Source organism: Streptomyces sp. NPDC006691, from assembly GCF_042869955.1.
In the GTDB taxonomy this organism is placed as follows: domain Bacteria; phylum Actinomycetota; class Actinomycetes; order Streptomycetales; family Streptomycetaceae; genus Streptomyces.
In genome coordinates this window covers 1-24,914 of record NZ_JBIAGW010000042.1, presented here as the reverse complement: position 1 = coordinate 24,914, position 24,914 = coordinate 1, and the positions used below count along the sequence as shown (strand labels likewise).

At 67.5% G+C, this 24,914-nt stretch carries 27 protein-coding genes and 3 pseudogenes; 17 read left to right on the top strand and 13 right to left on the bottom strand.

The window, feature by feature from the left end; all coding sequences use genetic code 11:
- Window positions 1-531 precede the first annotated feature (531 nt).
- Window positions 532-1,212, top strand: coding sequence for a maleylpyruvate isomerase N-terminal domain-containing protein (locus ACFYNP_RS37820; RefSeq protein WP_388791956.1), 681 nt, complete (start codon window positions 532-534; stop codon window positions 1,210-1,212).
- Here the strand turns inward: ACFYNP_RS37820 and ACFYNP_RS37815 are convergent.
- On the bottom strand, window positions 1,205-1,645 hold the full coding sequence (locus ACFYNP_RS37815; protein ID WP_388791954.1) for a hypothetical protein: 441 nt from the start codon (window positions 1,643-1,645) through the stop codon (window positions 1,205-1,207). The genes ACFYNP_RS37820 and ACFYNP_RS37815 overlap by 8 nt on opposite strands.
- Window positions 1,646-2,396: 751 nt before the next feature.
- Here ACFYNP_RS37815 and ACFYNP_RS37810 point away from each other — a divergent pair.
- The 4 genes from ACFYNP_RS37810 to ACFYNP_RS37795 all read left to right on the top strand — a co-directional run bounded on the left by ACFYNP_RS37810 (window position 2,397) and on the right by ACFYNP_RS37795 (window position 6,952).
- Window positions 2,397-3,593: a DUF4157 domain-containing protein gene (locus tag ACFYNP_RS37810; protein WP_388791952.1), complete on the top strand. Its 1,197-nt coding sequence runs from the start codon at window positions 2,397-2,399 to the stop codon at window positions 3,591-3,593.
- A 195-nt stretch (window positions 3,594-3,788) separates the two neighbouring features.
- On the top strand, window positions 3,789-4,436 hold the full coding sequence (locus ACFYNP_RS37805; RefSeq protein ID WP_388791950.1) for a TMEM175 family protein: 648 nt from the start codon (window positions 3,789-3,791) through the stop codon (window positions 4,434-4,436).
- Between the two features lie 533 nt (window positions 4,437-4,969).
- Window positions 4,970-5,938: a trypsin-like serine peptidase gene (locus ACFYNP_RS37800; protein WP_388419663.1), complete on the top strand. Its 969-nt coding sequence runs from the start codon at window positions 4,970-4,972 to the stop codon at window positions 5,936-5,938.
- A 75-nt stretch (window positions 5,939-6,013) separates the two neighbouring features.
- The gene (locus tag ACFYNP_RS37795; protein ID WP_388791948.1) at window positions 6,014-6,952 is read left to right on the top strand and encodes an IS5 family transposase; all 939 of its coding nucleotides are present in this window, start codon (window positions 6,014-6,016) and stop codon (window positions 6,950-6,952) included.
- 62 nt (window positions 6,953-7,014) lie between these two features.
- Here ACFYNP_RS37795 and ACFYNP_RS37790 read toward each other — a convergent pair whose 3' ends face one another.
- Window positions 7,015-7,323 (bottom strand): hypothetical protein, encoded by a 309-nt coding sequence (locus tag ACFYNP_RS37790; protein WP_388791946.1) that lies wholly within the window; start codon window positions 7,321-7,323, stop codon window positions 7,015-7,017.
- Window positions 7,275-7,850, bottom strand: coding sequence for a transposase (locus tag ACFYNP_RS37785; RefSeq protein ID WP_388791962.1), 576 nt, complete (start codon window positions 7,848-7,850; stop codon window positions 7,275-7,277). Before ACFYNP_RS37785 ends, ACFYNP_RS37790 begins: the two co-directional genes overlap by 49 nt.
- On the opposite strand from ACFYNP_RS37785, the gene ACFYNP_RS37780 reads away from it, so the two are divergent.
- Window positions 7,797-8,408, top strand: coding sequence for a hypothetical protein (locus tag ACFYNP_RS37780; protein ID WP_388791964.1), 612 nt, complete (start codon window positions 7,797-7,799; stop codon window positions 8,406-8,408). The genes ACFYNP_RS37785 and ACFYNP_RS37780 overlap by 54 nt on opposite strands.
- On the opposite strand, the gene ACFYNP_RS37775 is transcribed toward ACFYNP_RS37780, so the two are convergent.
- The 4 genes from ACFYNP_RS37775 to ACFYNP_RS37760 all read right to left on the bottom strand — a co-directional run bounded on the left by ACFYNP_RS37775 (window position 8,368) and on the right by ACFYNP_RS37760 (window position 11,456).
- Window positions 8,368-8,787, bottom strand: coding sequence for a hypothetical protein (locus ACFYNP_RS37775; protein WP_388791944.1), 420 nt, complete (start codon window positions 8,785-8,787; stop codon window positions 8,368-8,370). The two genes, ACFYNP_RS37780 and ACFYNP_RS37775, sit on opposite strands and share 41 nt — an antisense overlap.
- 102 nt (window positions 8,788-8,889) lie before the next feature.
- On the bottom strand, window positions 8,890-9,510 hold the full coding sequence (locus tag ACFYNP_RS37770; RefSeq protein ID WP_388791942.1) for a hypothetical protein: 621 nt from the start codon (window positions 9,508-9,510) through the stop codon (window positions 8,890-8,892).
- A 149-nt stretch (window positions 9,511-9,659) separates the two neighbouring features.
- Window positions 9,660-10,649 (bottom strand): aldo/keto reductase, encoded by a 990-nt coding sequence (locus tag ACFYNP_RS37765; RefSeq protein ID WP_388419657.1) that lies wholly within the window; start codon window positions 10,647-10,649, stop codon window positions 9,660-9,662.
- Between the two features lie 219 nt (window positions 10,650-10,868).
- On the bottom strand, window positions 10,869-11,456 hold the full coding sequence (locus ACFYNP_RS37760; RefSeq protein ID WP_388791940.1) for a flavodoxin family protein: 588 nt from the start codon (window positions 11,454-11,456) through the stop codon (window positions 10,869-10,871).
- A 247-nt stretch (window positions 11,457-11,703) separates the two neighbouring features.
- Here ACFYNP_RS37760 and ACFYNP_RS37755 point away from each other — a divergent pair, with 247 nt between their 5' ends.
- From ACFYNP_RS37755 to ACFYNP_RS37725, 7 genes and pseudogenes are all read left to right on the top strand, one after another.
- Window positions 11,704-12,432 carry a TetR/AcrR family transcriptional regulator gene (locus tag ACFYNP_RS37755; RefSeq protein ID WP_388419653.1) on the top strand — a complete coding sequence of 243 codons (729 nt, stop codon included), beginning with the start codon at window positions 11,704-11,706 and terminating at the stop codon, window positions 12,430-12,432.
- 207 nt (window positions 12,433-12,639) lie between these two features.
- Window positions 12,640-12,822: a hypothetical protein gene (locus ACFYNP_RS37750; RefSeq protein ID WP_388791938.1), complete on the top strand. Its 183-nt coding sequence runs from the start codon at window positions 12,640-12,642 to the stop codon at window positions 12,820-12,822.
- 801 nt (window positions 12,823-13,623) lie between these two features.
- Window positions 13,624-13,911: pseudogene (locus tag ACFYNP_RS37745) on the top strand (DUF4157 domain-containing protein); the annotation flags it as partial.
- Between the two features lie 76 nt (window positions 13,912-13,987).
- Window positions 13,988-14,257: a DUF6233 domain-containing protein gene (locus ACFYNP_RS37740; protein ID WP_388791960.1), complete on the top strand. Its 270-nt coding sequence runs from the start codon at window positions 13,988-13,990 to the stop codon at window positions 14,255-14,257.
- A gap of 61 nt (window positions 14,258-14,318) precedes the next feature.
- Window positions 14,319-14,558 (top strand): hypothetical protein, encoded by a 240-nt coding sequence (locus ACFYNP_RS37735; RefSeq protein WP_388791936.1) that lies wholly within the window; start codon window positions 14,319-14,321, stop codon window positions 14,556-14,558.
- A gap of 247 nt (window positions 14,559-14,805) precedes the next feature.
- Window positions 14,806-15,612, top strand: a complete 807-nt coding sequence (locus ACFYNP_RS37730) for an SDR family oxidoreductase (protein WP_388791934.1) — start codon at window positions 14,806-14,808, stop codon at window positions 15,610-15,612.
- Between the two features lie 27 nt (window positions 15,613-15,639).
- On the top strand, window positions 15,640-16,533 hold the full coding sequence (locus ACFYNP_RS37725; RefSeq protein ID WP_388791932.1) for a helix-turn-helix transcriptional regulator: 894 nt from the start codon (window positions 15,640-15,642) through the stop codon (window positions 16,531-16,533).
- 464 nt (window positions 16,534-16,997) lie between these two features.
- On the opposite strand, the gene ACFYNP_RS37720 is transcribed toward ACFYNP_RS37725, so the two are convergent.
- From ACFYNP_RS37720 to ACFYNP_RS37710, 3 genes and pseudogenes are all read right to left on the bottom strand, one after another.
- Window positions 16,998-17,456, bottom strand: coding sequence for a hypothetical protein (locus ACFYNP_RS37720; protein ID WP_388791930.1), 459 nt, complete (start codon window positions 17,454-17,456; stop codon window positions 16,998-17,000).
- A gap of 431 nt (window positions 17,457-17,887) precedes the next feature.
- On the bottom strand, window positions 17,888-18,016 hold the full coding sequence (locus ACFYNP_RS37715) for a hypothetical protein (protein ID WP_388791928.1): 129 nt from the start codon (window positions 18,014-18,016) through the stop codon (window positions 17,888-17,890).
- Between the two features lie 40 nt (window positions 18,017-18,056).
- Window positions 18,057-18,804: pseudogene (locus tag ACFYNP_RS37710) on the bottom strand (transposase family protein).
- A 977-nt stretch (window positions 18,805-19,781) separates the two neighbouring features.
- On the opposite strand from ACFYNP_RS37710, the gene ACFYNP_RS37705 reads away from it, so the two are divergent.
- The 3 genes from ACFYNP_RS37705 (at window position 19,782) to ACFYNP_RS37695 (ending at window position 22,425) form a co-directional block, all read left to right on the top strand.
- The gene (locus ACFYNP_RS37705) at window positions 19,782-20,852 is read left to right on the top strand and encodes a hypothetical protein (RefSeq protein ID WP_388791926.1); all 1,071 of its coding nucleotides are present in this window, start codon (window positions 19,782-19,784) and stop codon (window positions 20,850-20,852) included.
- 64 nt (window positions 20,853-20,916) lie between these two features.
- Window positions 20,917-21,294 carry a hypothetical protein gene (locus ACFYNP_RS37700; protein ID WP_388791924.1) on the top strand — a complete coding sequence of 126 codons (378 nt, stop codon included), beginning with the start codon at window positions 20,917-20,919 and terminating at the stop codon, window positions 21,292-21,294.
- Between the two features lie 798 nt (window positions 21,295-22,092).
- Window positions 22,093-22,425, top strand: a complete 333-nt coding sequence (locus tag ACFYNP_RS37695; RefSeq protein WP_388791922.1) for a hypothetical protein — start codon at window positions 22,093-22,095, stop codon at window positions 22,423-22,425.
- A gap of 117 nt (window positions 22,426-22,542) precedes the next feature.
- Here ACFYNP_RS37695 and ACFYNP_RS37690 read toward each other — a convergent pair whose 3' ends face one another.
- The 3 genes and pseudogenes from ACFYNP_RS37690 to ACFYNP_RS37680 form a co-directional block, all read right to left on the bottom strand.
- Window positions 22,543-22,704 (bottom strand): hypothetical protein, encoded by a 162-nt coding sequence (locus tag ACFYNP_RS37690; RefSeq protein ID WP_388791920.1) that lies wholly within the window; start codon window positions 22,702-22,704, stop codon window positions 22,543-22,545.
- A 59-nt stretch (window positions 22,705-22,763) separates the two neighbouring features.
- Window positions 22,764-23,417, bottom strand: a complete 654-nt coding sequence (locus tag ACFYNP_RS37685; protein WP_388791958.1) for a recombinase family protein — start codon at window positions 23,415-23,417, stop codon at window positions 22,764-22,766.
- Window positions 23,418-23,675: 258 nt separating this feature from the next.
- Window positions 23,676-24,469: pseudogene (locus tag ACFYNP_RS37680) on the bottom strand (helix-turn-helix transcriptional regulator); the annotation flags it as partial.
- Window positions 24,470-24,609: 140 nt separating this feature from the next.
- Between ACFYNP_RS37680 and ACFYNP_RS37675 the strand changes: the two are divergent.
- Entirely contained in the window at window positions 24,610-24,876 is a 267-nt protein-coding gene (locus tag ACFYNP_RS37675) for an Atu4866 domain-containing protein (protein WP_388791918.1), read from the top strand.
- The last annotated feature ends 38 nt before the right edge of the window (window positions 24,877-24,914 follow it).

Here is a 24,914-nt window from a genome sequence, read left to right as displayed (position 1 = left end):
AACAGGATCCCGCAGAGCGCCTGCCGGTCCGGCACCCGAGGGCGCCCCTCCACCTGCTTCGGCGCCGGCTCAGGCAGCAACGGCTCGATGAGCGAACACAGTTCATCCGACACGATCCAAGGCCGCGAATGACGTTTCCCCACGACCAGACCAACGACCAGCCGAACCGAAAGTCGCATGATCAACGGCTTCTGTTAGGACGTTTAGGAGGGCATCTGATCAGCATTCAGGATGTGTTGACCGATTCGCCGGATTCGATTCGCCAGGTTGGGGTGGATTCTCCCGTGAGCTCGCGGCTCATTCTGTTAGGCGCTGTCCGGGCGATCTTGTGGGCTCGCGTGGTCGCTCGCATCAGTGGGGTAGGTGCTCTGCGGTGCGAAGACACGCCGTTGGTTCTGTTGGTCAAGTGGCAGCGGAGGACTGCGCGTACAGCGCCTGGGGCCGGGCAGGGCCATCCTGGGTCCATGGAGTCGAGGCTCAAGGCCGTCGGGACGGGCTGACAGCTCGGCGGATGGGGAGGAGAGGGTCGGCGTGGATGGTCACGTGGAGAACGGCGCGGTGGAGGCGGTGGGTTCGGCCTACGGCGCGTTCAGTGATGTTGTGCGGGGAGTTGGCGACGAGCAGTCGTGGACGCCGAGCGGATGCACAGGCTGGGCGGTGCGGGATCTCGTCTTCCATTGTCTGGCCGACGCGCAACGCGGGCTGGTGGCGCTGCACAGCCCGGCGGAGGGGCCGGTCGACCGGGACGCGGTCACGTACTGGCGGGACTGGCAGCCGGATGCGGTGGGGGCGGCCCACGGGCGGCGCTGGTCCCGGGTGGGTGCGAGCATGTTCCTCGACTTCGGGCAGTTGCGGGAGCTGTACCTGGAGACGGCGGCGGCCCTGGTCCTCGCTGCAGGGCGGGCGGACACCGGCCTGCGGATCGGTACGCAGGGGCGTGTGCTCACCGTCGGGGACCTGCTGACGACTCTCGCCGTCGAGGCCACCATTCACCACCTGGACCTGATCGTCGGACTGCCGGACGCCCGGCGCCCCTCAGGGGCGGGCCTGGCATGCGTCCGAGCGACGCTGGACGGCCTGCTGGGCCGGGCAGTCCCTATGGACTGGGACGGCGAGCATTACGCTCGGGCCGCCACCGGGCGAGTGCCGCTGACCGATGCCGAGCGGCACCGGCTCGGCGCGGACGCGGAGCGCTTCCCGCTGTTCAGTTGAGTGCCGCCCGGTCGATCAGGTGCCGAACTGGATGAGGGCGGCTTACTTCAGGATGTCGTAGTCGATGGGGCAGGGGCCCGATGCCGGGAGCCGGCAGGCGCATTTCGACCTTGACGATGCGTGATGCGCGCTGCTGGACAGCCCCGTGGATGACCGCGATCTCCTGAGCCGGCCCGACCGGGCCGGCTATTGCGACGGCACACAACTCCGTCGCGGACTCGCCGCAAGCGGCGGCGACCGCCTGCCGCATCGAGCTGGGCCAGGCCAACGCCATGTTGAGAAAGCCGTGTTGAAGAAGACGGGATCGAGCTGCGACACAGGGCGCTATCACCTCTTCCCGTCCCGTCTTCCCGTCCCGACGCACGACGCCGGCCGCCTCCAGCACCGCGGTATGCGCCGGGTCCGCCGCCGGAGCCTCCTCCAACGAGGTCATTCCGGTCTCCCGCAAGGCCTGTATCTGAACTGCACCGTCGGGGGTCGGTCGGCCCCTCGGCCGTAGTACGAGATGTGTCCAGGAGTCGTGTGTCGACGACGTGTTGCAGACCCAACCGCTGATCCTGCTGGTGACACCGGTCCTGCTCCGCGGGCTGCTGGTGGCAAGACGAGCGCCGCCGGGCGCCGGGCCTGCCGAGAGCACGTGTGTGAGCCGGCGACCTGCCATGGGCCACGCCGCTGCCGTGGGAGGCGCCGGATGAGCAGGTGTTCCGCCAAGACCTCTGCTGCTTCGCCGCGGCACCTTTCCTGCCGGCTCCCCGAACAGCCCCCGAACCAGGAGGCGAGATGTTGTGAACGTTCCGGATGCGGGCGCGGCCCCACATGAACTGTCCATCAATGTGCCGGATGACGGCTACCGGTAGCTGCAGCTTGGACCTCGGCACCTGTTCTCCGCCGGACGAGAACGGATCGGCCCACACGCGGATCATCGCGGCGTCGGATGTGCCCGTCCGGTCATCGCATGCTGCCCGCTCGTGCCTTGCGCCATCGGCTCCCCGCCACGTAACCAGGGAAGTTGACGATCTCACACCAAGAGGGGCTCCCGTGCACGATCACGAGAAGGCCAGCTCCCGCACCGGGGCGGGCAACAGCCGTATCCCTGCCCGTCGGCCCGCCTCTGCCCTGCCCTGCCCGCGCACCATGGACTGCTCGGCCTGCAGGCCGCTGCGGGCAACGCCGCGGTCGTCCAGATGCTCCGCAGCGCCGACCACACCTGGGCCCAGGAACAGCACGAGCACGGCGCCGGCTGCGGCCACCAGGAGAACCCTCAGGAGAACGACCAGGGGATCGCCACCTCGCACGCACCGGTGCAGCGCTCCACCGTCCACGACGTGCTCCGCAGCGCCGGAAAGTCCCTCGGCGAGCTAGTGCGCCAGGAAATGGAGTCGCGGCTCGGCGCGGACTTCTCCCACATCCGCGTGCACGACGACAACGCCGCCCGTGCGTCGGCCGGCGAGGTCGGTGCCCGCGCCTACACGTCCGGCCGCCATGTCGTCATCGGCGCCGACGGTGGGGACAAGCACACCCTCGCCCATGAACTGACCTATGTCATCCAGCAGCGTCAGGGCCCTGTGGCCGGTACGGACATGGGCGACGGACTCCGCGTCTCCGACGCTTCCGACCCGTTCGAACGCGCCGCGGAGGTCAACGCGCAGCCCGTCATGCAGGCACCGCTCGACGTGCAACGCGCCGTGGAGCCACGGACTGCCCCCGCCGCCGGCGCCGCCCACGAGGGTCGCGGCGGCCCGGTCGCCGTGCAGACCGCGTCCAGGAAGCCGCCCGTACCGAACAAGCCCGACAGGCTGAGGCTCGGCGGGGCCGCGCAGACCACCAGCTCCGACCAGACCAACTCGGCCGGGCAGACGTCGGCCGCCGCGGAGCCCGCGCAGGCGCCCTCCGACAACCCCGCGCACGGGTACACGCTCGCCGGATCGGCCAGCCTGGTCGTCTTCCGAGCCGATGGGCGCTCTCCCGAGGCCATCCAGCAGGCGAACGGTATGAGGTCCCGCAACAACACGTCCGTCGCGACCGAACTCGCCATGTTCCTTGAGGACCCGATCGCCTACGCCAGGGCCCATGTCAGCAGCCCCAAGCCGACCTTGGTCTCCACGGCGCTGGACGAGGACTGCGGCGGGTACGCCAGCAACGACCGGCACCTCTACCAGATCCAGGTCAGCGGCTGGCACAGATTCGCCGCCCCGCCCGCGCGAAGCAAGATCCTGACCAAGCCGACGGTCTACGCCAACAGCACGTCCCTGGAGACCGCGACCGCGGCCGTCATCGGTCCCGTCGGCCCCACCCAGGAAATGGATTTCATCGGGGGAATCCCCCTGGCGGCCATCACTGGCTGCCGCCGACCGGGGCAGAGCGGCTTCAGCACGCTCTAACGCCCGTGATGGGGGGCGGACCCTGTTGTCCGGAGCGCGGGCCCCCCTCACCGGCCCGCACGAGAGTGCCCACCGCCTCTCCCGAGGTCGAGGGATCTTCCGCACGATCCGCGGCCGGACCAGATTTCCTACGCCGGCGTACCCGACCGACACGCCCTGCCTCCAAAGGCAGCGCGTAGCCCTACTGTCGTCGGTATGACCGATCCAGTGAAACCGGCCCACCTTCACACGAGGGAGCCGGGCGCGGCACGCCTGATCGCTCTGTCCGACGGCATCTACGCCATCGCGATGACCCTTCTCGTCATCAACGTCGCGATCCCCGCCCACCTGGACGACGCCGCATTCCACAAGGCCCTGGCCGAGGCCCTTCCCAAAGTCGGCGCCTTCGCCCTCAGCTTCGCTCTCCTTGCCGGACTCTGGCGTGACCACCGTCGGATCCTGACCGCGCTGCCCACCGAGACGGCCGCGGTAACGCGTCTGGTTCTGCTGGGTCTTGGCCTCGTCGCCCTGCTGCCGTTCCCCACGGCGCTCCTGGCCCAGTACGCCTCCCAGCCCGAAACCGTCGCCCTCTACGCGGGTGCCATGGCCGCGATCCATGCGGTACACGCGATCTTGCTGCTGCTCACACAGCGCCAAGTGCATCCCTCACCGGCATCGACCGCCGCCGTGGCCCGCCATCGCTTCACTGCCCAACTCGGCGCCAGCGTCCTGATCCTCGGGCTCTCCATCCCTCTGGCTTTCATCAATACGGCAGCAGCCATGTGGTTCTGGCTCACACTCATTCCCGCCCATTACGTCGTCGCCCACCACACCCGAAGACTCGGCTCGCAGGGAAAGGCATGAGACGCAGTCCGGAATCGTCGCCCCCGCCGACGATGGGCTCGTGCGGTGCCCCGCGGACGGTTCGCCACCGGTAGCCGTGGTGGACTCCGACGACAGTTCCGAGGCCGCTGCCGACGCGATGACCCACGCGCGGCCCTGGAGACGTGTGGCGCGCGCCGGCATCTCCGCGGCGCATCGGATCAGCGACCCGCGCAGTGAAGACCGGACAGCGGCCTTCTGGATCAGAAACAGAATCCGAGGGGTTCGCGCGCACAGGACGAATCCCGGGCGCCGCGAACACCCCGGTTTCAGTCCGTTGCCCACCTCGGCGAATCGGCTGACGAGCGGAAGGTGTCTGCAAGCATCTCTTCGGGGGTCTGGCCCAAGTTTTGGCCGGTAAGGCTGGCTACGACATCGATCGTGACGACTAGGTTGGGTACGTTCAGCTTCGGGTGATACCGGCCCCAGCCCCGGTGGGCTATTGCTTCGGAGTCCTTCACATCGATGTGTCCTGGCGGTTGTTGAGACCGTCGGGAGGCCGGGGAGTTCCCGTGGTGAGGAAGAAGAAGGCAAGGGTGAAGGCAGGGTCCGCATGTGTGGGGGCCTTTGCACTGGCTACGGCGTTTTTGGCGTCGCCGTCCGCAGCCGCCGATGGTTCCCAAGGCTCGGTCTCAGCTGTGCCGGCCGTGGTCAGCCCCAGCGGCGCCGGTTCGGGCGTCGTCCACCATGGCGCCACCGATACGGCGGTGCGCGCCTATTGGACGCCAGCGCGCATGGCTGCGGCGATCGCGGCCGACACGTCCACCACGACTATTTCGGCCGGTATCGCCCCGGCCCGGGCTGCTGCCGCAGCCCCGGCCCAGATGCTGGCCGGGCACGACGCACGCAGTGTCGGCAGGCTCTTCATTCACAAGCCGCAACAGGACTTCAGCTGCACCGCGGTGACGGTGGAGGGGGGTCGCAACAAGAACCTGGCCGCCACAGCTGCCCACTGTTTGAGCGACTCGAACGGAGCGGTGGTCAGCGCGCTCTACGTCCCCGCCTATGTCGATGGGAACCGGCCCTTCGACAGCTTCCCGCTCCGCAGTTGGGTGGCTGCTCTGGGATACGACCCCCAGAACCCCAGCAATCACGATGCCGCGTTCATGACGCTGGGACCGAACTGCTGTGGCCAGAACGCCGGTGACGTCTCCATCATGAACCTGGTCGACTTCAACGACGGCCCCTACCAGCGAGTTACCGTCGTCGGCTACGGAAACAGCCAGGGCGACATGTCGAAGCAGTACGCGTGCTCGGATGCCGGCGGCTATCCCGACCCGGACAACGCCACCCGCATCGCTGTGAACTGTCGCCTCGGCGGCGGAGCATCCGGAGGCCCCTTCTTCGTCCAGTCGCAGCCCGGCCACTGGGACAAGGTCATCGGCGTCATCCGGGGTCACACCGGCACCGCCAGCCGAGAAGTCGGCCCCCTCTACGGATCCCATGAAGAAGCCGCCTGGCACCAGGCAATCTCAGACTCCTGAGCGTTGTCCCGTAACGATCTAGGATCTGTCCGGCCGATCATGTGACTGTCGTCTGATCTGCTCGTTGCGTCGGGCATGGGGCGGGGAGAACGCGGTGATCTGTCGGACGCGGAGTGGGAGCGGCTGCGGCCGTTCCTGCCGGTGAGCAACGGTCGGTGCGGACGGTGGCGCGATCACCGGCAGGTGATCGACGGGATCCTGCACCGGGTGCGGACCGGGGTGCACTGGCGTGATCTCCCGAAGCGGTTCGGTCCGTGGAAGACCGTTTACGAGCGCCGTCGGCTGTGGTCGGCGGACGGCACCTGGGAACGGCTGCTGCAGCAGGTCCAGGCCGCGGCCGATGCGGCGGGAGATCGACTGGGACGTCTCGGTGGACTCCACCATCGTGCGCGCGCACCAGCACGCGGCCGGCGCCCGGATGGGCCCGCCGCCGGCACCGGGCGCATCAAAAGGGGACAAGGTGCCAGAACACCAGGACGATACACCGTGGCAGAGTCTGGTCGGCCGCCTGGTGGAGGTGGTGAGCGAGGCGAGAGCCTGGGCCGCTCACGCGGCGGCTTCACCACCAAAATTCATCTGAGCGCCGACGGCCGATGCCGTCCGCTGCCCTTGGTCGTTACCGCAGGCCAGCGGGCGGACTGCACGCAGTTCGCGCCCGTGCTGGAGAAGATCCGCGTTCCCCGACTTGGGTCAGGCAGGCCGCGCACGAAGCCGGACAGCGTCGCGGCGGACAAGGGCTACAGCAACAGACCCTGCCGCGGGTATCTGAGGCGGCGGGGCCGCCACGCCATCCCGGAGAAGACTGACAGCCGGGCCGTCCGCCTGCGCAAGGGATCACGGGGCGGACGACCGCCGGGCTGCGACGAGGAGCGGTACAAGAGGCGCAACACTGTCGAACGGGCCATCAACAGGCTGAAGAACTCCCGAGCCGTCGCGACTCGCCACGACAAGCGAGGATACGTCTTCCTCGGCACCGTCACCGCTGCCGCCATAGTCGTCTGGCTTCGCACATGATGGGCGGGTGACGGCTCCAAATTCTGCCGTCGAGCACCCGCGCTCTCACGACAGCGGCTGCGCTATGCGGGGCGAAGAACGGGATCGATCCCAGCCAGGAGCTCGTACAGCTGACGAGCCCCCCGGGCAACGCGCTCGTCAGCGTCCTGCAACAGCTCCTCGCACAACCGGATCGCGTCGTCCCGGTCGTGGGAGAAAACGCTGAACACGTCGACGACCGCGGTGTGGATCCAATCTCCGTGATTCAGGTCAGCGACTGCCAGCGCGGACGCGACCGTCGCCAGTCCTGCACTGTCCTTTCGCCGAAGCAGCACTTCCGTGGTCACCCTGGTGACGACGGTGTCATCACGGTCGAGCACGAGCTCCAGCAACGACCCACGGGCCTCCTGCATCTCGGCAAACCCTGAGAGGCCGTGGCCGGCAGGTTGCGCTTGCGCCCTTCGATCTTCTTACCCGCGTCGATGCCCTGGCTGGTCTCGGCCACGTTTGCCGAGGTCTTCACGCTCTGGGCATCCACCACGGCGGCCGACGGTACCGCGGCACGACCATGAGCGCGGCGTGTCTTGTCCCGCAGTAGATCGTGGACCCGCCCCGTGGTACCGTCCGCCTCCCACTTCGCGTAGTAGTCGTAGACGGTCTTGTGCGGTGGGAAATCGTGGGGCAGGTACTCCCACGGGATACCGGTTCGGTTGACATGGAGGATCGCGTTCACGATCTCCCGCAGGTCATGCACCCGCGCCGCCACACCGGGTCCAGTCCGCCCGGACCGCCACTGCGTGAACACCGGCTCGATCAAAGCCCACCGGGCATCCGCTGCGGGCCCTGCGCCGACGACGTGGTCGCCATGTTCCCTATCTCCCGCGCCTCGCGCGAGGCGTGCTGTGTGCGTGCGGCGCAGTACCTGGCCGGCGGGGGCGCGGTCGTCCTGTTCGACGCCGCGGGCCGGGTGTTGTTCGCTGCGGCTCACGGCATGATTCCGCCGGCTCGGGGCTCCGACCAGTCGGGTACCCCGCTCCTGGCCGCGGCCCTGGGGACCCACGCCACAGTCGAGCGCGACAAGACGTTCGTGCTCTACCGGTCCGGCCAGCAGAGCGATCTGCTGTACGGGCAGGCAGCCTGGTGTGACGAGGACTACCTGATCGCGGTGCTCGCCGAGGACAACGTGGCCTGGCGTACTTTCACGGCGCCGCGGCCGCGGACCGGGAGCTCCCGGTCCGGTTCCTGGTGGGAGTGCGAGACGTACGGGGAACCGTTCAAGATGACCGAGTCGGCGTGTGCGGACTGCGGGGAGACTGCGTGCGGGCAGGGCCTACTCCCGCGCTCACCAGCACGGGGCGGCCGGAGGCTTCCCGCCCTCTCACGGCTGCCGCGGTTTCACGGCGAGGGCGGCCTGCTGACGTTCAGCGAACGCCGCGTCACCAGGCCCGTTTCGAGACTGTTTCTACTGCTCCGTTGATGACGTACACCCACCCTTCGTCGTGGAATTTCTGGTCCCGCCACTCGGTGAATGCTTGTGCGACCTGGTCGGCCTTCTCCTTCGTTTCCGTGTCCACGTCGGGGGCGTCCAGGTGCGGGTCGTAGTCGGTCAGGATGTTTGCCTCCCTGTCCCCGCCGGGGCAGTCGCGGAGCTTCGCGTCCTTGACGTGGTCCTGGACGCCTGCGGGTCCGGATGTCTCCAGGTAGGAGCGGAATTCGGTGAGCACCGGTTTCCAGGCCCCGGGCGCACCGGGCTTGCTCTCGTCGCAGGTTCCTGGCTCGGTAGCGGTGGTTGTTACCTTGGGATGACCGGCGTCTTCGCCACAGGCGGCGAGGGTCAGAAGGCATGCGAGAGCCATGCCGGGCAGAGCGGTCCTTCGGCGAGGCAACGTCGTCAGCATCGTTGTCCGATCAGAGCGTGAGGTGCCCCGGACATGATCTGCCCGGGGCACCAGGTGGGACTACTTCTTGACGACGAGCGGGTGTTCCGTGCCGATGCCCTGCTCGTTACCGTCGAGGTAGGGGGACGGCTCGCCGTCCGTCCAGCGGATGATGGTGTCGTCCGCATAAGGGTTGTCCGAGAAGTCGCCCCCAGTCACCAGGACTGCATGGGTCAGCAACTCGTTGGGCTTGTACCACGTGTGTTCTCGCCAGGTGCTGCTGCCGTCGAAGTCAGCATAGTTGGTGACTTCTCCGTCCGACCAGCGCACGATCAGGTCCCAGTTGTCGTTTCCGGCGTACTCACCGGAGCCGATTCCGGTCGCGTGCTTCCAGGTTTCTGCCTGTGGCGCCTGGGGTGCCGCGGCGATGATCTGCGAGCCGAGGACCGTGCCCGTGTTCTGGTATATGGTCACTTCGCCGTCGGTCCAGCGGACCACGAGGTCGTCCACCTTGTCGTTCCCGCCGAAGCGGCCCAACGTCATGGCGGAGGCGTGCTTCCAGATGTCGTCCGGCCCGGGCTTGTGCAGCTGCACCTCACCATGGAAGCCCTTCTCGTCGACCGACGGGTACAGCGTCACCTCGCCATCGCTCCAGCGCACGATCAGGTCGGAGCCGCTGTCGCCGGTGAAGTCGCCGGCCACGACTTGCACAGGAGTGGGAGGTGTCGGCGCTGTGGCCACCGGTACGGTAGGTCAGCATCACGGGGAGCCACAGGGCCGTGCCGCCTGTGGGGTGCGATCCCGGCTGTGTGGCCTCGGTTGGGGCAGTGGTGTCTGCCTCGGGGTGGATCTCAGGTCCAGGTCGGCACGTTTCCCTCGGCGTAGCGGGCGCCGAAGCCGCCGTGGGGCAGGATTTCGTCGATGGCTTTGAGGTCCGCGTGGGTGAAGGTGAGGTCGGCGGCGCCGACGTTTTCCTCGATGCGCTTCGGGCTGCGGGTGCCGGGGATCGGCACGATGTGTTCGCTCCGGTTCAGGAGCCAGGCCAGGGCGAGCTGGGAGACGGTGGCGCCCTTGGTCGCCGCGAGGGCGGCGAGCCGGTCGACGGCTTCGACGTTCTTCTCGAAGTTGCCCGGCTGCCAGCGCGGGTCGACGTTGCGTATGTCGTTGCCTTCGTACCGGCCGGCGGGCTTGGCGGTGCCGGTGATGAACCCTCGACCGAGGGGCGAGTAGGCGACGAAGCCGATGCCGAGTTCGTCCAGGACGGGGAAGAGCTGCTCGACGTCCCGCTCGAACAGGGAGTACTCGGTCTGCAGGACGGAGACCGGCTGCACGGCGTGCGCCCTGCGGATCGTCTCGGGTCCGGCCTCGCTGAGACCGAAGTACTTCACCCAGCCCGCGTCGATCAGTTCCTTGACGGTGCCTGCGACCTCCTCGATGGGCACCTCGGGGTCGACGCGGTGCTGATAGAAGACGTCGATGTGGTCCACGCCGAGGTAGCGCAGGCTGCTGTCGGCGACCTTGCGGATGTTGTCGGGCCGGCTGTTGAGAGGGCCGCCGATCTGCTCGGGCGGTACCGACATGTCGACGCCGAACTTGGTGGCCAGGACCACGTCGTCGCGGAAGTCCCTGACCGCCTTGCCGACGAGGATCTCGTTGGATCCGGTGCCCCAGCCGTACATCTCGGCGGTGTCGAAAAAGGTGACGCCCCGGTCGTAGGCGCGGCGGAGGGCGGCGACGCCAGCCGCCGCGTCGGTGGGTCCGTAGGCCATCGTCAGGCCCATCGCGCCATAGCCAATCGCCGAGACCACAAGGCCCTGGCTTCCGAGCGTCCGGTTCTGCATGGTGTGCTCCCCTGAAAGAGACTGCAAAGGTGACTTCTGAACGAAAGGCCCCTACTGGGTACGCCTCCCGCGTCCTTTCGCCGAACCGAACGATTCTGCTGGGCACGCCTGCCGGCATGACCGTTTGGACCGGGGGCAGCCCCACCCGAACTTTCTGGTGCGGAGTTGCTTCTCACCCGTGCAGGACGGGACTGCCGGGCCGGTTCACGGACGGTCGTGTCAGCGCGTCGCAGCGGTCAGCCCGGCGCGATGGATGCGGGTGTGCTCGGCGACGCGCCGGCCAAGGTGGCGGGCGGTGTTCAGGTCTGCGTCGTGGACCTCGGGTGCGTCGTTGAAGCTTTGTGCGCCGGCGCCGAGGTAAAAGCCGAGGCGGTTGTCGTCCTGGGGGCTGGATGTGGTGGTGTTCCAGCCCGGCAGGAGGTTCAGGTTCACCCAGAGCATGCCGTGCTGGGCCGCCAGGAGCGCCAGGTACTGCAGGGTGTGCAGCTTGTCGCCGCTCATGGAGCCGGAGTTGGTGAATCCCGCCGCGAGCTTGTCGCTCCAGGCTCGGGTCATCCACCGCTTGCTGGTGGCCTCGGCGAAGGCATGGAATGCCCCGGACGCGGTGCCCATATAGGTGGGGGTGCCGAAGATGATGGCGTCCGCGGCGTCCATCAGCTCCCAGTCGGCGTCACTGAGGGAGGCTACGTCCACGCGATGGACCTGCGTCCTGGCGATGGAGCGTGCGCCGTCCGCGACGGCTGTGGCGATCTGCGCGGTGTGGCCGTAGCCGGAATGCGACGCGATGACGATCGAGATGTCGGACACGGGGTGTTCCTTTTCTGCCGCGATGGCGGCGTGTTCGGCTTCGGTGATGGCGCAGGCGGGTGACGGGCCGTCTGCTGCGACGGTCGGCCGCACTGCTCCACGAGTGGGGCCGGTGGCCTCGGTCAGGGTGTGGCACATGCCCAGCCCCGCGGAGCGGCGCTGCCCCTCACCAGGGGCGTATCGTCGTTCCGATTAAAACCGTAGCACTGATCTAACGGTGATATGCAAAATCGGATACCGTTGTCCCATGGATGACGGACGACGCGCCGCACGGCGCCAGGTACTGAAGGTGGCAGCCAACCTCCTGGAGGAGGGCGGCAGCGAAGCGGTCTCCACGCGCGCGGTCGCCGCAGCCGCGGGCATCACGGCCCCCGCGCTCTACCGGATGTTCGACGACAAGGACGGACTCCTGGCCGAGCTGGCCACCTACGGATTCGAGATGTACCTGGCCGAGAAACGTGAGGCACTGGCGCTGACTCCCGACGACCCGGTAGCCGACCTCTACCGCGGCTGGGACCTGCACGTCGACTTCGGGCTGCAGCACCCGGCGTTCTACATGCTCATGTACGGCACTGTGCAGCCCGGCCGGCGCCCCCCCGCCGCGGACGAGGCGCACGCCCTGCTGGTGACATTGCTACGCCACGCGGCCGAGGCCGGGCGCCTTCGGGTTCCGGTGCCACAGGCGACCCGCGTCATTCACGCGGCAACCACGGGTGCCACGCTGGCACTGATCGGCGAAGCGCCCTCAAAGCGGGACCTGACCACCTCGGCACGGCTGCGGGACACCGTCATCGCCTCCCTCACCACGGACTCGCCCGCCTCCTCCGGGTCTGACCTGGCCTCGCGCGCACTCGCCCTTGACGCAGCACTGGAAACCGCGCTCACCGCCGGACCCCCTGCCGCGGACGCCGGGGTGCCCCTGAAAGCCACGGAGACAGCTCTGCTACGCGAATGGCTGCAGCAGCTGGCAGGCTGAACCGGCCACGTGCGGACCGGGGTTGGGAGCGGTGGATTGCGTAGATCATGCGCTCATGCTGACCGACTCATGCGCCGAACTCTCCATCCGGTAGGTGCCCAACAGCTCGGCCCGCCAGGGCGCCCTCGGCGGGACCGCTGACGGGGGTGATCACACGCGCTCCGGCCCAGCGGGCAAGCTGGATCGTCGCGTTGCCCACGAGCTGTGGTGGCGTACTACGGGGGCGGCGAGGACGAGCGGCTCTCCGTCCCGGTGCTGTCCTCGATGGCGGCGAACCTGCGCTGGCAGAGCGTCTTCGTCTACACCGTGCCGCCTGCCGCCAAGCAGCAGGCGCTCACTTCACGCTGGAGCGCACCGCTGACGCACATGCCGCGCTCGAACAAGACGTAGTGGGGAAGGTACTGCTCGACATCCCGTGACCTGGCACTGCCCGCCAAGAGCGGCGACGGAGGCGGGGCACGGGGCCGGCCGTCAAGCTCGACAGACGTTCGCGCGACAGAGCTTCGAAGGGATCAACGCCTTCCTCACACGGTTACCCCAACCCGTGCTGCCTTGCCGACATGGCCCTCAGGTTGAGGAGCCCCTGAGCGCCCGGTCCGTGCTCCCCGCGTTCTCGGCGAGACCTACGCCTGGCGGGAGATGCACCAGCGACAGTCCTCGGCCCGGATCTTCGTCGAGCACGCCAATGGCCGAGACCCACCGCGCGATCGCTTCACAGGTCTCGGACCGCTCCGCCCGCCGACCGACCCGCTGGAAGCCTGGCACCGAACTGGTGCTCACCTAGCAGGCTGCCTCCTGATCACCCACCTGCCGACCGTCGGACCGGCACGTCCTGACCTCAATTGCGACCGTGACGTTACCGGGGCGGACTCGATATCCCTCCGAGCCCCGTCCGAACCCGGGCTCCCCGGAGTCCCCTGCCGGTTTGAGCCTCCTGCCCTCTGGAACATCCCACTGGATCGGTCCTCTGGGGGTTTGGGACGGGGCAGTTGTCGGTCCGCGATCCGAGGCGGCTGCCCTGGCCCTCGAAAGGTGACCCTGTGACGTCCAGGCATTCCCACCACGACTCTGAGCAGAAGGCGAACGAGCAAAAGCGTTCGTCCTCCCGCAGATCCGCTGCGGAACGGTTTCGGCGTCTCCCGCGAGCCCGATGGCCCTGCAAAGGAGTGCGGGCATGCCGCAGGGCTGCAGATGCTCCGTCAGGCCGGACACGCCTGGGCCCAGGAGCAGCACCGGCACTCCGCCGGATGCGGGCACCAGCACGATGAGCAGGCCGCGGTGCAGCGCTCGGCCGTGAAGGGTGTCCTGCGAACACCGGGTTACCCCTTGGACGAGGTCACCCGCACCGACATGGAGGGCCGGCTCGGCGCGGACTTCTCCGATGTGCGCATCCACAACGGCAGTGCGGCGAAGGCGTCGGCGGCCGAGGTCGGTGCCCGCGCCTTCACCTCCGGCAGCCACGTCGTCGTCGGCGACGGCGGCGCGGACAGGTACACCCTGGCCCATGAGCTCACCCATGTGATCCAGCGGCGTCAGGGTCCCGTCGCCGGGACGGATGACGGCAGCGGGCTCAAGGTCTCCGACCCCTCCGACCGGTTCGAGCGCGAGGCCGAGGCCAACGCGCATCGCGCCATGGCGGCGCCGCCCCGGTTCGAGGTCACGATGCACTGCAGCCCTCCCGCACGGAAGCGGCGTCGCCCTCCTTCACCGGGCCAATTGCGGCCTCTACACCAAGGAGATGGGCTACCTCAACGCCATGGAGGCGCAGATCGCGATGAGCGAGGAAGGCATCGAGTGCTGCCAGGTGTGCCGCCCACAGGACTGACCGGGGACGGGAAGGCTCCAGGGCGATCGAGTGGGGCGCCGGCGTGGGAGGCATTCATGGCATGACGTGGTCCTTGCCCGAGCCGATGCTGACCGTGGCCGTGAACAGTTCGGTGCTGCCCCCTGGGTGGGCGGCGGAGCCGAAGTGGGACGGGTTCCGCGCACAGCTCGCCGTACACACCGGCGGGCGCGGGCTGCTGCGCTCGCGGCAGGGCACGGACATGACCGGGTCGTTCCCGGAGCTTCGAGCGGCGGCCCTGGCGCAGCTGCCGCCGGACACGGGCCTGGACGGCGTTATGTGACCTGTCCGGATGTCTCACGCCCAAGGTGCTCAGGTGACTCAGCACACCAGGAAAGGGGGGCTCTCACAGTACCTGTATCACCAGGGTCTCCCAGCCGTCCAAAACGCCTGTCAATCTGGATGAGTTGAAAGCGCCGACAACACTCCACGGACGCGCACTGCAGCGTTGACCACATCAGTTCAGATTCAGCTGCCCGAATGCGCGACCGTGTCGGCGTGTTCTCCCACGACAGAAGGGACCGAGGCCAATGGTGGACAATCAATTCACCACTCAGACAGAACTTTTCGATCTGCGGGGGAAGTACGCCCTTGTTACTGGCGGCACCAGGGGAATTGGGATGATGATAGCGCGCGGCCTTCTCCAGGCCGGCGCCCGCGTCGTCATCAGCTCACGCAAGGCGGACACATGCGCGGAAGCACAGCGTGTGCTGTCCGAATTTGGCGACGTTCAAGCAATCCCGGCCGACCTGTCCAGGCACGACGAGTGTCAGCGCCTCGCTGATCATGTCAAGGCTGACTCAGAACGACTCGACATCCTCGTCAACAACGCGGGAGCCATGTGGCGCGAGCCGCTGGAGACGTTCCCGGACGAGGCCTGGGACACAGTGATCGACCTCAACCTCAAGTCGCCGTTCTGGCTGGTGCAGGCGCTGCTCCCCGCACTTCGCCAGGCGGGCACCGCCGATGATCCCGCGCGGATCATCAACATCGGCAGTATCGCCGCCATCCACGTCGCCCAGGCGCCCAACTACTCGTACGCCAGCAGCAAGGCGGCACTCCATCAACTCACCAGAGTGCTTGCCAGAGAGCTGGGCCCACAGCACGTCACCGTGAACGCGGTAGCACCGGGAGTGTTCCCGTCGCAGATGATGGCGTCCACGCTCGATGCCATCGGCGACGCGATCGCTGCGGCGACCCCGTTGCGCCGGCTCGGCCGCGACGACGACATGGCGGGTATCGCCGTGTTTCTCGCCAGCCGGGCTGGGTCCTACCTCACGGGCACCATCATCCCGGTGGACGGCGGCACCGCGACGACGGCATCGGGTACCCCTTAGATTGCGGGACGGCCTTACGGTGAGGGGATGGCCACTATGGATCTACGCACCGAGATACGGGAGTTCCTCAGCTCGCGTCGCGCCCGCATCACACCCGAGCAGGCGGGCCTGCCCGCTTACGGCGGCAACCGTCGGGTCAAAGGTCTGCGCCGCGAGGAGGTGGCGCTACTGGCAGGGGTATCGGTCGACTACTACGTGCGCATGGAGCGCGGCAGCCTCGCCGGTGCTTCCGATGGCGTGCTCGAGGCGTTGGCCTCTGCCTTGCAACTCGACGAGGCCGAGCGTGACCACCTGTTCCACCTCGCCCGTCAATCCGGGGCGCCCAGCGGCCCACGCCGGCGCAGGCCTGCCGTGACGGTGCGCTCGACGCTGCAGCAGGTCCTCGACGCGATCTCCGATGCGCCGGCCTGGATCGGCAACGGACGATATGACGTGCTCGCCATGAATCAACTCGGTCGTGCGCTGTATTCACCGGTGCTGGCCGACCCGAGACGGCCCGCGAACACCGCGCGGTTCGTCTATCTGAACCCCGAGGCGGCCAGAGATTTCTTTGTCGACTACGACCGAATCGCCGGCGACGTAGCCGCGAAGTTACGCATGGAAGCCGGCCGCAATCCGCACGACGAGGTGCTGATCGCCCTAGTCGGCGAACTGTCAACGCGCAGTGAACTATTTCGGCAGCGGTGGGCATCTCAGGACGTGCGGCTGCACCGGTCCGGCCGCAAACGTCTGCGCCATCCGATCGTGGGCCGGCTCGACCTGGATGTCGAGTCCCTGGAACTGCCCGCCGAACCCGGCCTCCACCTCAACGTCTACACCGCACCTGCGGGCACCCCGACCGCTCACGATGTGGCGCTCCTGGCGTCGTGGGCGGCCACCCAGGAGACGCTGCTGACCGAGTTCGAAGCACACAACGGATAGTTCACCCCTCTCGCTTCGATCACCTCGCTGATTCCGGATGCGTCCACCATCTCGGAGCTTGAGAACGGACGCCTATCCGTCCCACGCGATGGCATGAGAACTTCGGTTGCCGTTCGACCCACCGGACCGTGGCCCGTTCGCGGGCAAGTCGGCCGCGGGATTGCCCAGGCTCCCCTATGACTTGCTCGTGCTGCCTACGGCGGCCGGGCCTCGCAAGGTGCACTTGGGGCTTGCCCGCCGCGCGGGCTTGCTAGGCAGTCGGCTTGCGCAGTCGACGGGCAAGGCCCAGTGCTATCACGATGGATGCACCAGCTGCTGATGTGGGTGATCTACGGAAGCGGGAGAACCAGCCGCCCGTCTCCTTCGGTCCCGGCTGCCCTGGGAGCGTGAAGTCGTACGGGCCCGTCCCGTCGCGTTCCGGCACGGATTGCTCCTGCCGGTCGGCTGCGCGGCGCTCGGATGCTTCACGCTCGGCCCGCTACCGCCTTCTCCTTGCAGGCAGCGCACAGGTGAGGGTGGCCGTCATCCGGGGTGTTCCAGTCCGTCGGCTGTGCCACTTCCCACCGTTCGTCGATGAACCTTGCCCCGCAGCCCGTGCAGACGGGACTGCGGGCCTCGCGCTCGGCGGCCTGCTTCGCCGCCTGGCCCTGGGCCAACCGCCGCAGCTGTGCCTGATACTCCTCGTGCCGGGCCGATGCCCGTTCCCGGGCACGGTCATCGGCCGCATCGCGGCGCGGGTTGCCGATCGCATCGAGGAGCGGCTGCGGCTGGGCACGGCCGAAGAGCAGGAACACGGCGCCGGCCGGGCCGTGCTGGCGGAGGTTGCGCAGTCCGACCGCGACGATCGGGATCTTCTCGTCGTAGTAGTGGTGGTGACCGTTCTCGGCCCTTTCGCCCTGCCACAGGTGCCGGGTGAGCTCCATCAGGTGCGGGACCGGTTGGGGCTGCGCTCCCCGACGTGGTTGAACACCAGCAGGACGGGCGGGTGGGAGGCGTCCCCGGACCGGGTGGCCGGGGCCCGTCCGGCGGGTGCGCCACATCGGGATGCTCCAGATCAACCTCAAGATGTTGCCCCGCCTCGCGGAGATCGAGAAGGACCTTCTCGTGCGCCGGAAGCGGGCCCAGGAAGAGCACTGGCTCGGCGAGGTTGAAGGCATCGACCCGACCCTGACCTTCCTCCGCGCCAAACAGGCCGAAGCCGCCCGCCTCACCAGGAGACCCGCCACCGACCTCGGCATTCCGCGCTCACGCCCACGCCCACGCCCACGCCCACGCCCACGCCCACGCCCACGCCCACGCCCCGAGGAGCCTGAATGATCACCCTCCGAATGAGGGAAGTTCGGAGCGGCGCGCGCTACCAGATCAGCACACCGCCAGCGACGCCCCGCGCACGCTCGGCCGCGTCCTCGATATTCCTCAGCCGCTCCGAGATCTGCCAGACGTACTCGGCGTGTGTTTTTGACGGATCAGTCCGCGGGGCCACGACTTCGAGGTTGCTGCGGATCAAGGCACACTGAGCGTTTTCAGCGTTGCCTCTCCAGGGTGAGGACACTCTGGTGATGACGCTCATGCGGTTGGGGCTGATGCGGGATCTGCGGAATATCTGCCAGGACTTCAGCCGTGTGATGCCTCGGCCGACGGGAGCCCGAGCTGCGGACAGGGCCCGGTTCTTGGTCCGTTCGGTAAGGGTGAGTTCACCGCCCGGCGGGCGGCGCTTGGCCGTGGTGACCCCTTCGCCTGCACCGATGTAGGCCATGTCGGCGAGGACCGGAACGCCCTGACGCTCGCAGATCCGCAGGATCTTGTGAGTGAGGGCGGCCGTCAGGTCGCGCGCGGCCCGGCAGCGCCGGCGACAGCCACGGAATCTCCCCGGCCGGGTCCGTGACGACCTGCACGTTCACTCCGTGCCGCTTGTGTTTTGAGGAGCAGTCGGCCAGGCCATCGCCGACGCGGTCGCACTCGGCGAGCGTGCCGTCGAGGAGGACGAAGTCCGGGTCGTGCACCCGCAGCGTCTTGAGCAGGCCCGGTGCTTGCTCGGCGAGCAGCCCGGTCACCGCGGTGACATGGGGGTGGGTGGTGCCGACGGATATCCCGAAGGCTCCGGCGATACCGGCGAGGGTGTCGTGTCGGTGCGGGTACACGAGGGCGACCAGGGCACGACGGTGCGGAGGGAGTTTGCACCGCCGGGTCACCCTCGCGGGTGATGATGAGCATCGTGACCCACTCGATCAAGGCCTGGGGCAGGTCAAGTACGGCAGGATATAGAACCAACGGGGCTCCTGCGCTGCCGAGTTGAGACGCGAACACCTCACTCAACGGCACGGAAGCCCTGTCCGTTGCGCACCCCGTCCTCGCCTGCCCCCATCACCCGATCAGTGGCCACACTGAAAACGCTCAATCACAAGAACATCCCAACCGACAGCATGCTGCAGAGATCAACGAGCAGGCTCAGCAGCGGACTTGCTGAGTGCCCTGCCCCGCATCACCGCCGATTAGGGAAGATTGACCGATCTCACCGACGATTGATCAGTGCCTTCCGATCAACGCAGGCGTGCAAGTCGCAATAGGGCTTCGTCGCGGACATCGAGGTCTCTGTCCGCTGCCAAGACCCGAAGCTGCACGATCAGCTCGTCAGCGTCCTGACCGGTCGCCCAACGTGGGTCAGAGTCCAACTCTGCAGCGAGCTGATCGGCGCTTCCCTGGTCAGAGGCGACTGCGCGGGCGGCGAGCACAGCACGCAGGCCAGTCAGATCTCTCCGAGCCAAAAGAGCCATCGCGGTCTCCGAAGTCACCCCGGTGTCCTGAGCGTCTAGCAACAAACGGTGCAGGACACTGGAGACCCCCTCAATCTGCGGTGCTGCCGCCAGACGTCGTCCCGCGGCAGCCCTCACAGACCAGACCGGCGACTCCGCTGCCGCGAGCCCGTCGCGAAGGCCTCTCTCGGTGAATTCATCCACTCCACCAAGCCGCCAGCGGGACACCTCGATCACGCATCGTTGAGACAACACAACAGCGGTCAATCTGCAGTGACAGGGCAGCGAGCCCGGGTGTCAATTGAGCCAAGGCGCAGTGGCTTCAGGCACATACAGTAAAGCTACTTACTATGTAAATAAGTTTTACACCATGCTTGTTGGGTGAGCACGACACGAGACGGAGCACTCAACGAACTGCGCGCCTGGTCCGCCCCGGGACGGCGGGCGGACCTAATCGCTGCGGCGTGACAGGCCGGCGAGACAAATGTGTCAGCCTTGGCCGAGGACGCGCGGATCAGCCGGCCCACCGTGTACGCCGATCTGCGATCCATGGGCATCGACCCCGACCACCGACCGACGGGCAACAACGCGATCACCATTTCCCCGCTCGGCATCGAGGGCTTCACCGGTGTCGGCGAAACGCTCGACGTCGAGTACGACACGGCACTGCGCCGGTGGGCCGCGCAGCACCCGGCCCTCGACCCGCGCGGACCCGAGGGCCACACAGAGGGAATGCGGCTGGTGGCCATGATGGACACCGTCGCCCGCTACTCCGATGTCCGCGACCGCGTCGCCCAAGAGCAGGTCGCCCGCGCTGAGCTCGACCGCCTGCTGCACCAGATCGAGCTGCGCTGGGAGGCGCTGAGCACCACCGCAGCATGGCTGGCGGCCCACCACGCCTACGTCCTCGCCGTCGACGAGGCCCGCATCGCCATCGACATGTGGAGCGAGCGCGCCGAAGCCGCCCTGCGTCGCCCGTTCTTCTGCCACTCCCCCGGGACGAGGCCGCCTGCCGCCAGACCCACGAGGCCGGGCACCCCGCGCTGGAGCAGGCGCTGGCCGACCTCCACCAGGCCCACGAACGCCGCCTGTCGCTGGCCGCCCAGACTCTGCACATCGCCCAGCCCACCCACTGACCGCAAATCAGCACAACACGAAGGCGCCCGCAACCAGGTGAAGTGGCTGCGGGCGCCTTTCGACCGTACGGCGCGGCACCGGACACGAGGCAACGCACCTGCCCGAGAGCCGAGTTACGACGGTCCGCGGGGCGGCGGGGCGGCCCGAAGCAGGTCCCACAGCGGGCGGCCGCCTGCGGCCCATTCCTCCAGGATCCGGCGATCCACCAGATGCAGCCTCTGCGACTTGGCCAGCGGCGGGCACTTCGACGAGAAGCGTCCGTTCGTCGCCAGCACCACCACGTCGCCCCGTGCAGCTGCCGGCCGTGCCGTTCAGCACGAGCAGGTCGGCGGTGACGACCGCAGGGCCCCGGTCACCGTCCCGGCTGTGCTTGCACTGGATCACCCGTCGCTGCACTTCAACCGATCGAGTGGTCAGTGCCTCTGGTGACCAATGCCGGGCTGCAGGAGGAGTCGCGTGGACCGCGGTTACTTGGCCGTGATGCACTGGGCTCATGAGCTTGTCCGTGGATGTTTTCGTCGTCGGTGTGGGCGGCCAGGTGGACGTGCTGGACGTCCCCGAGGGCAGTTCGGACCTCGCCGGCTTCGAACGCTGGCGTACTTTGGTGTGGGGTTCCGAGGCCGTTCGCTCACTGGGTGCGAGCTTCTTTCCGATCCTGGCCAGCGGTGACTTGAAGGTGCTCTCGGACCAGGTGATGGATTTCCTGACCGAGTGTGCCTTGATCCGCAGCAACCTCGAAGTCGTGGCCCCGCGGACTGATCCGTCAAAAACACACGCCGAGTACGTCTGGCAGATCTCGGAGCGGCTGAGGAATATCGAGGACGCGGCCGAGCGTGCGCGGGGCGTCGCTGGCGGTGTGCTGATCTGGTAGCGCGCGCCGCTCCGAACTTCCCTCATTCGGAGGGTGATCATTCAGGCTCCTCGGGGCGTGGGCGTGGGCGTGGGCGTGAGCGCGGAATGCCGAGGTCGGTGGCGGGTCTCCTGGTGAGGCGGGCGGCTTCGGCCTGTTTGGCGCGGAGGAAGGTCAGGGTCGATGCCTTCAACCTCGCCGAGCCAGTGCTCTTCCTGGGCCCGCTTGCAGCGCAGCACCGCCCACGAAGGCGATCTTCGGGGAGCCGAACTCGTCGTGATTCAGATTGGACAGCGGATAGCTGTGGACGATGTTCGCGTCGCTGGCCACACAGAGGCTGGGACCGGCTCGATTTTGATGGCTCTTACTTGGGTGGGTGGATCCGCACCTCGTCTGGGCAGGGGTTCTCCATTGCAACGTGGCTTGAACTGACGTACCGCGCAGGTAGACAAGTTCCAGTTGTTTCTTGACGGGCTCGATTCCCTAATGAACACCAATCCGGCAGCTTACATCGAAATCCGGGAGTCACCCCGGCGGGCCGCGACATACGCAACCGACCAGTACTACAAGCTCCAGATGGCACTCTAAGGCAGCAGCAACCAGTCGAATACTAGACCTCGATAGGGCGCGCCCAAGCGATCCCTCCAAAGGGGCTGATTATACAGTGAGCGAGTCAGGTTGGTGCACTTCCAGGAGACAGGAATGGCTATGCGAGTCGAGGGTGCACGGGCCGCCGCCATGGTCGCGGCATGCTTCTTGGGTACCGCAGGTTGGAGTACGTATGGGCCCGTTGCGCACGCAGAGCCACCCAAGCCGAAGGTGAACTCGGTCACCTATGTAGGCAATGGGGAAAAATTGAGTGTCAGTTTCACCTACAGGTGCGCTGCGGGCACGGCAACCCAGGTTCACATTACGGTGGCCGAAGACACTCCCGAACTGACTGCTGAAGAAAAGCAGGATCTCGGCGCTAAGGGGAGGAGGGACGGGTGGAACAACGATGACGCGGTCTGTGACGACACCGACCACACTGGAACAATGCTCGTCACGGGGGACACCTTGTTTTGGCACCATCCGGGTGGCGGCAGCGCGGGCATCCACTTGGTGAACGGTGGTTCCAACTGGCCCACATACTGGGAACGCTTCACCTGGTAGCAGCCTATTGAGCCGAAACCGTCTGGTTGCCTATCTGAGGATCCAAGCCGTTCCTGATGGCTCTTGAAGCCGTCAGACGGCTGCCACTGGCTCCCCTGGCGAAGAGGGACGTCGTCGCTACGCCTCGCTCCACCCGGCTTCGATCGCGTTGTCCATGTGGCCCTGGACGAGCGGCTGCATGAAGTCCGTTTTCTCGTCCTCGGTCATGAGGTGCCAGCTCGGCGCGATTTCGTCGGGCTCCAGGACGTACTCCTCGGTGCTGGCTGCGTCCGATGCCATCCCGATGTAAACGGCCCTGGAGTCCTAGCTCGGACACCAGCCGCAAACTAGCCGAGGGATCACGTGCTCGGCGCTGTAGCGGCGTGTTCGTCGTGCTCCCGCAGCATCCGCATGACGGTGGCGAGCGAGGGATGCTGGCCCCTCTTCGCACCGGTGGTGATGACGAGGCGCTTGGCGATGTCGCGCTGGCTCATCTCCTGGTCGCGTGGGTGGAGGGCCAAGCACAACATGTCGTCGTCGGTAACCCCGGCGCCGCCGATGGTCTTGCCACGCTTCCGCGCGCTCTCGTGGCCTTCGAGGTTGCGGTCGCGGATGTACTCGCGCTGCATGCCGGACATGGCCGCGAGCACGGTGAACACGATGCCGGACGGATCGTGTGAGCCCTTCAACTCTCCGGTGAGGAACTCCAGGCCGACGTAGCTTATCCTCAGTTTCTCGGCGAGCATGGCAAGTTCGATGCCGCGCCCCAGCCGCTTGTGCTCGTGCACGACGAGGGTGACGGCGATACCGGAGGAGCGGATCTCCCCGGCGAGCTTCACAGCAGCCTCCAGCTCGGGTCGTTTGGTGGCGCGGGTGGAGATCTTCTCCGAAAAGACCCGGGTGACCCCGGCCTCGCCGAGCGAGTCGAGTTGTACGTCCAGGGGCTGCCGGGCGGTCGCGGCACGGGCATAGCCGACGCGGACGTGTCCGACCGGTTCGGCGCCGGCGCGCACGGGCCGGGGGCAGCTCGGTCCGCGCCGAACCCGGCTTGCGTACGGCGGGAGTCGGTACGCTGAGCGCCTTGGCGAGTTGGGGCACCAGGGCGGAAGCGGGCCGTGTGGTGCTGGATCGCCACCCTGTCCTTGCCGGTCCGGCACGGGCAGCCCGCGGGGGCGGCGCAGGTGGACATCAGGCAGTCGTGCGATTCCACGCGCTTGAAGTCGTCGCTCACGGCCCCGAACCGTTTCATGAGGGTGTTTCAGATGTCCAGTCGAACCGAGCAGATTGAGGAACGGGTCACTGAGGCTGCCTGGTTCGGCGTGGTAGATAACGAGCTGATGGCCGGGGGCGTCGCACGTCCGAAGCCTGGTAAGTGAGGGTGAGTGGGCCGACGTGCGGCTGGAGGATGCGTTTGGCGTTTTGGGTCCTGCCGCGCACGGCGTGGCCGTTCCCGAGGCGGGTGAAGTCCGCGCTGTGCTCAGTAAGGGTGCGGACGAGTTCGCGTAGCCGTGGGCTATCAGGATCGAATCCGGGTTGCCTCCCGGAGGTTGGCGACGGCGATCTGTGCTGCCCGGTCCCAGTCCGTGCAGAAGTTGCGGCCTGCGGGGCCGAGGAAGGTCATGAGGGCCAAGTTGTCCGCCGGCTCGGGGCATAGAGGGCATCGGCAAGGGCGTTGACGGCGAGGAGGTCCAGGGTCCGGCTCATGGCGAACGCTGGAGTGTTCGAGTAACCGTCCACGAGCTGTCGCAGCGAAGGGCTGACCCGTTCGGCGGCGTGGACGGAGGGCTGGTCTTTCGGCGCGGCCACGCCAAGCAGGTACAAGTGCGGGCGTGCGTCCGCGTCGAGGCTCAGCGTGCGGCTGAGCGCGTCGACCACCTGGGGTGAGGGGTTGCGCTCGCGGCCTTGTCCCAGGCGGGTGTAGTGGTCGGCGTTCACACCGGCCAGGACGGCGACCTCCTCGCGGCGCAGTCCGGCGACTCTGCGGGCCCCTCGCCATGCCGACGCCCTCCGGCCGCAGTCCGTAGCGGCGTGTGCGCAGGAACTCTCCCAGGTGGTCGTCGTCCATGTGTTCATGACTAGACGGTGACCCGGTGCGCTGCCGGGGTGTGCCACACCCAGGCAGCGCGCGTCCTGGTTGGTGGCCGCTGACCTGCCCAGACTCGGTGGAGCGGGAAGGACCACGCCATTCGATGAGAGGAGTCCGCCATGGCAGGGACCGTTGAGGGCGACCACGTCGACGTGGTGGGAATGTGGGTAACCGCGGATGGCCATATTCGTCAGGAGCTGCTGCTGGACGGCCGTTATGCCGAAGCCCGCGGCGAGCGGCGCAACGCGTACACCGGCCGATACACGGTGACCGGTAGCCACCTGGACTACGTCGACGACACCGGGTTCACCGCCACGGGCGACATCCGGGGCGGGGTGCTCCATCACGAGCACCTCGTGCTCTACCGGGAGCAGAAGTCGTCGTAGAGAGGCCGGGCCACGGCTGCCTTGGGCAGAATCCGCCG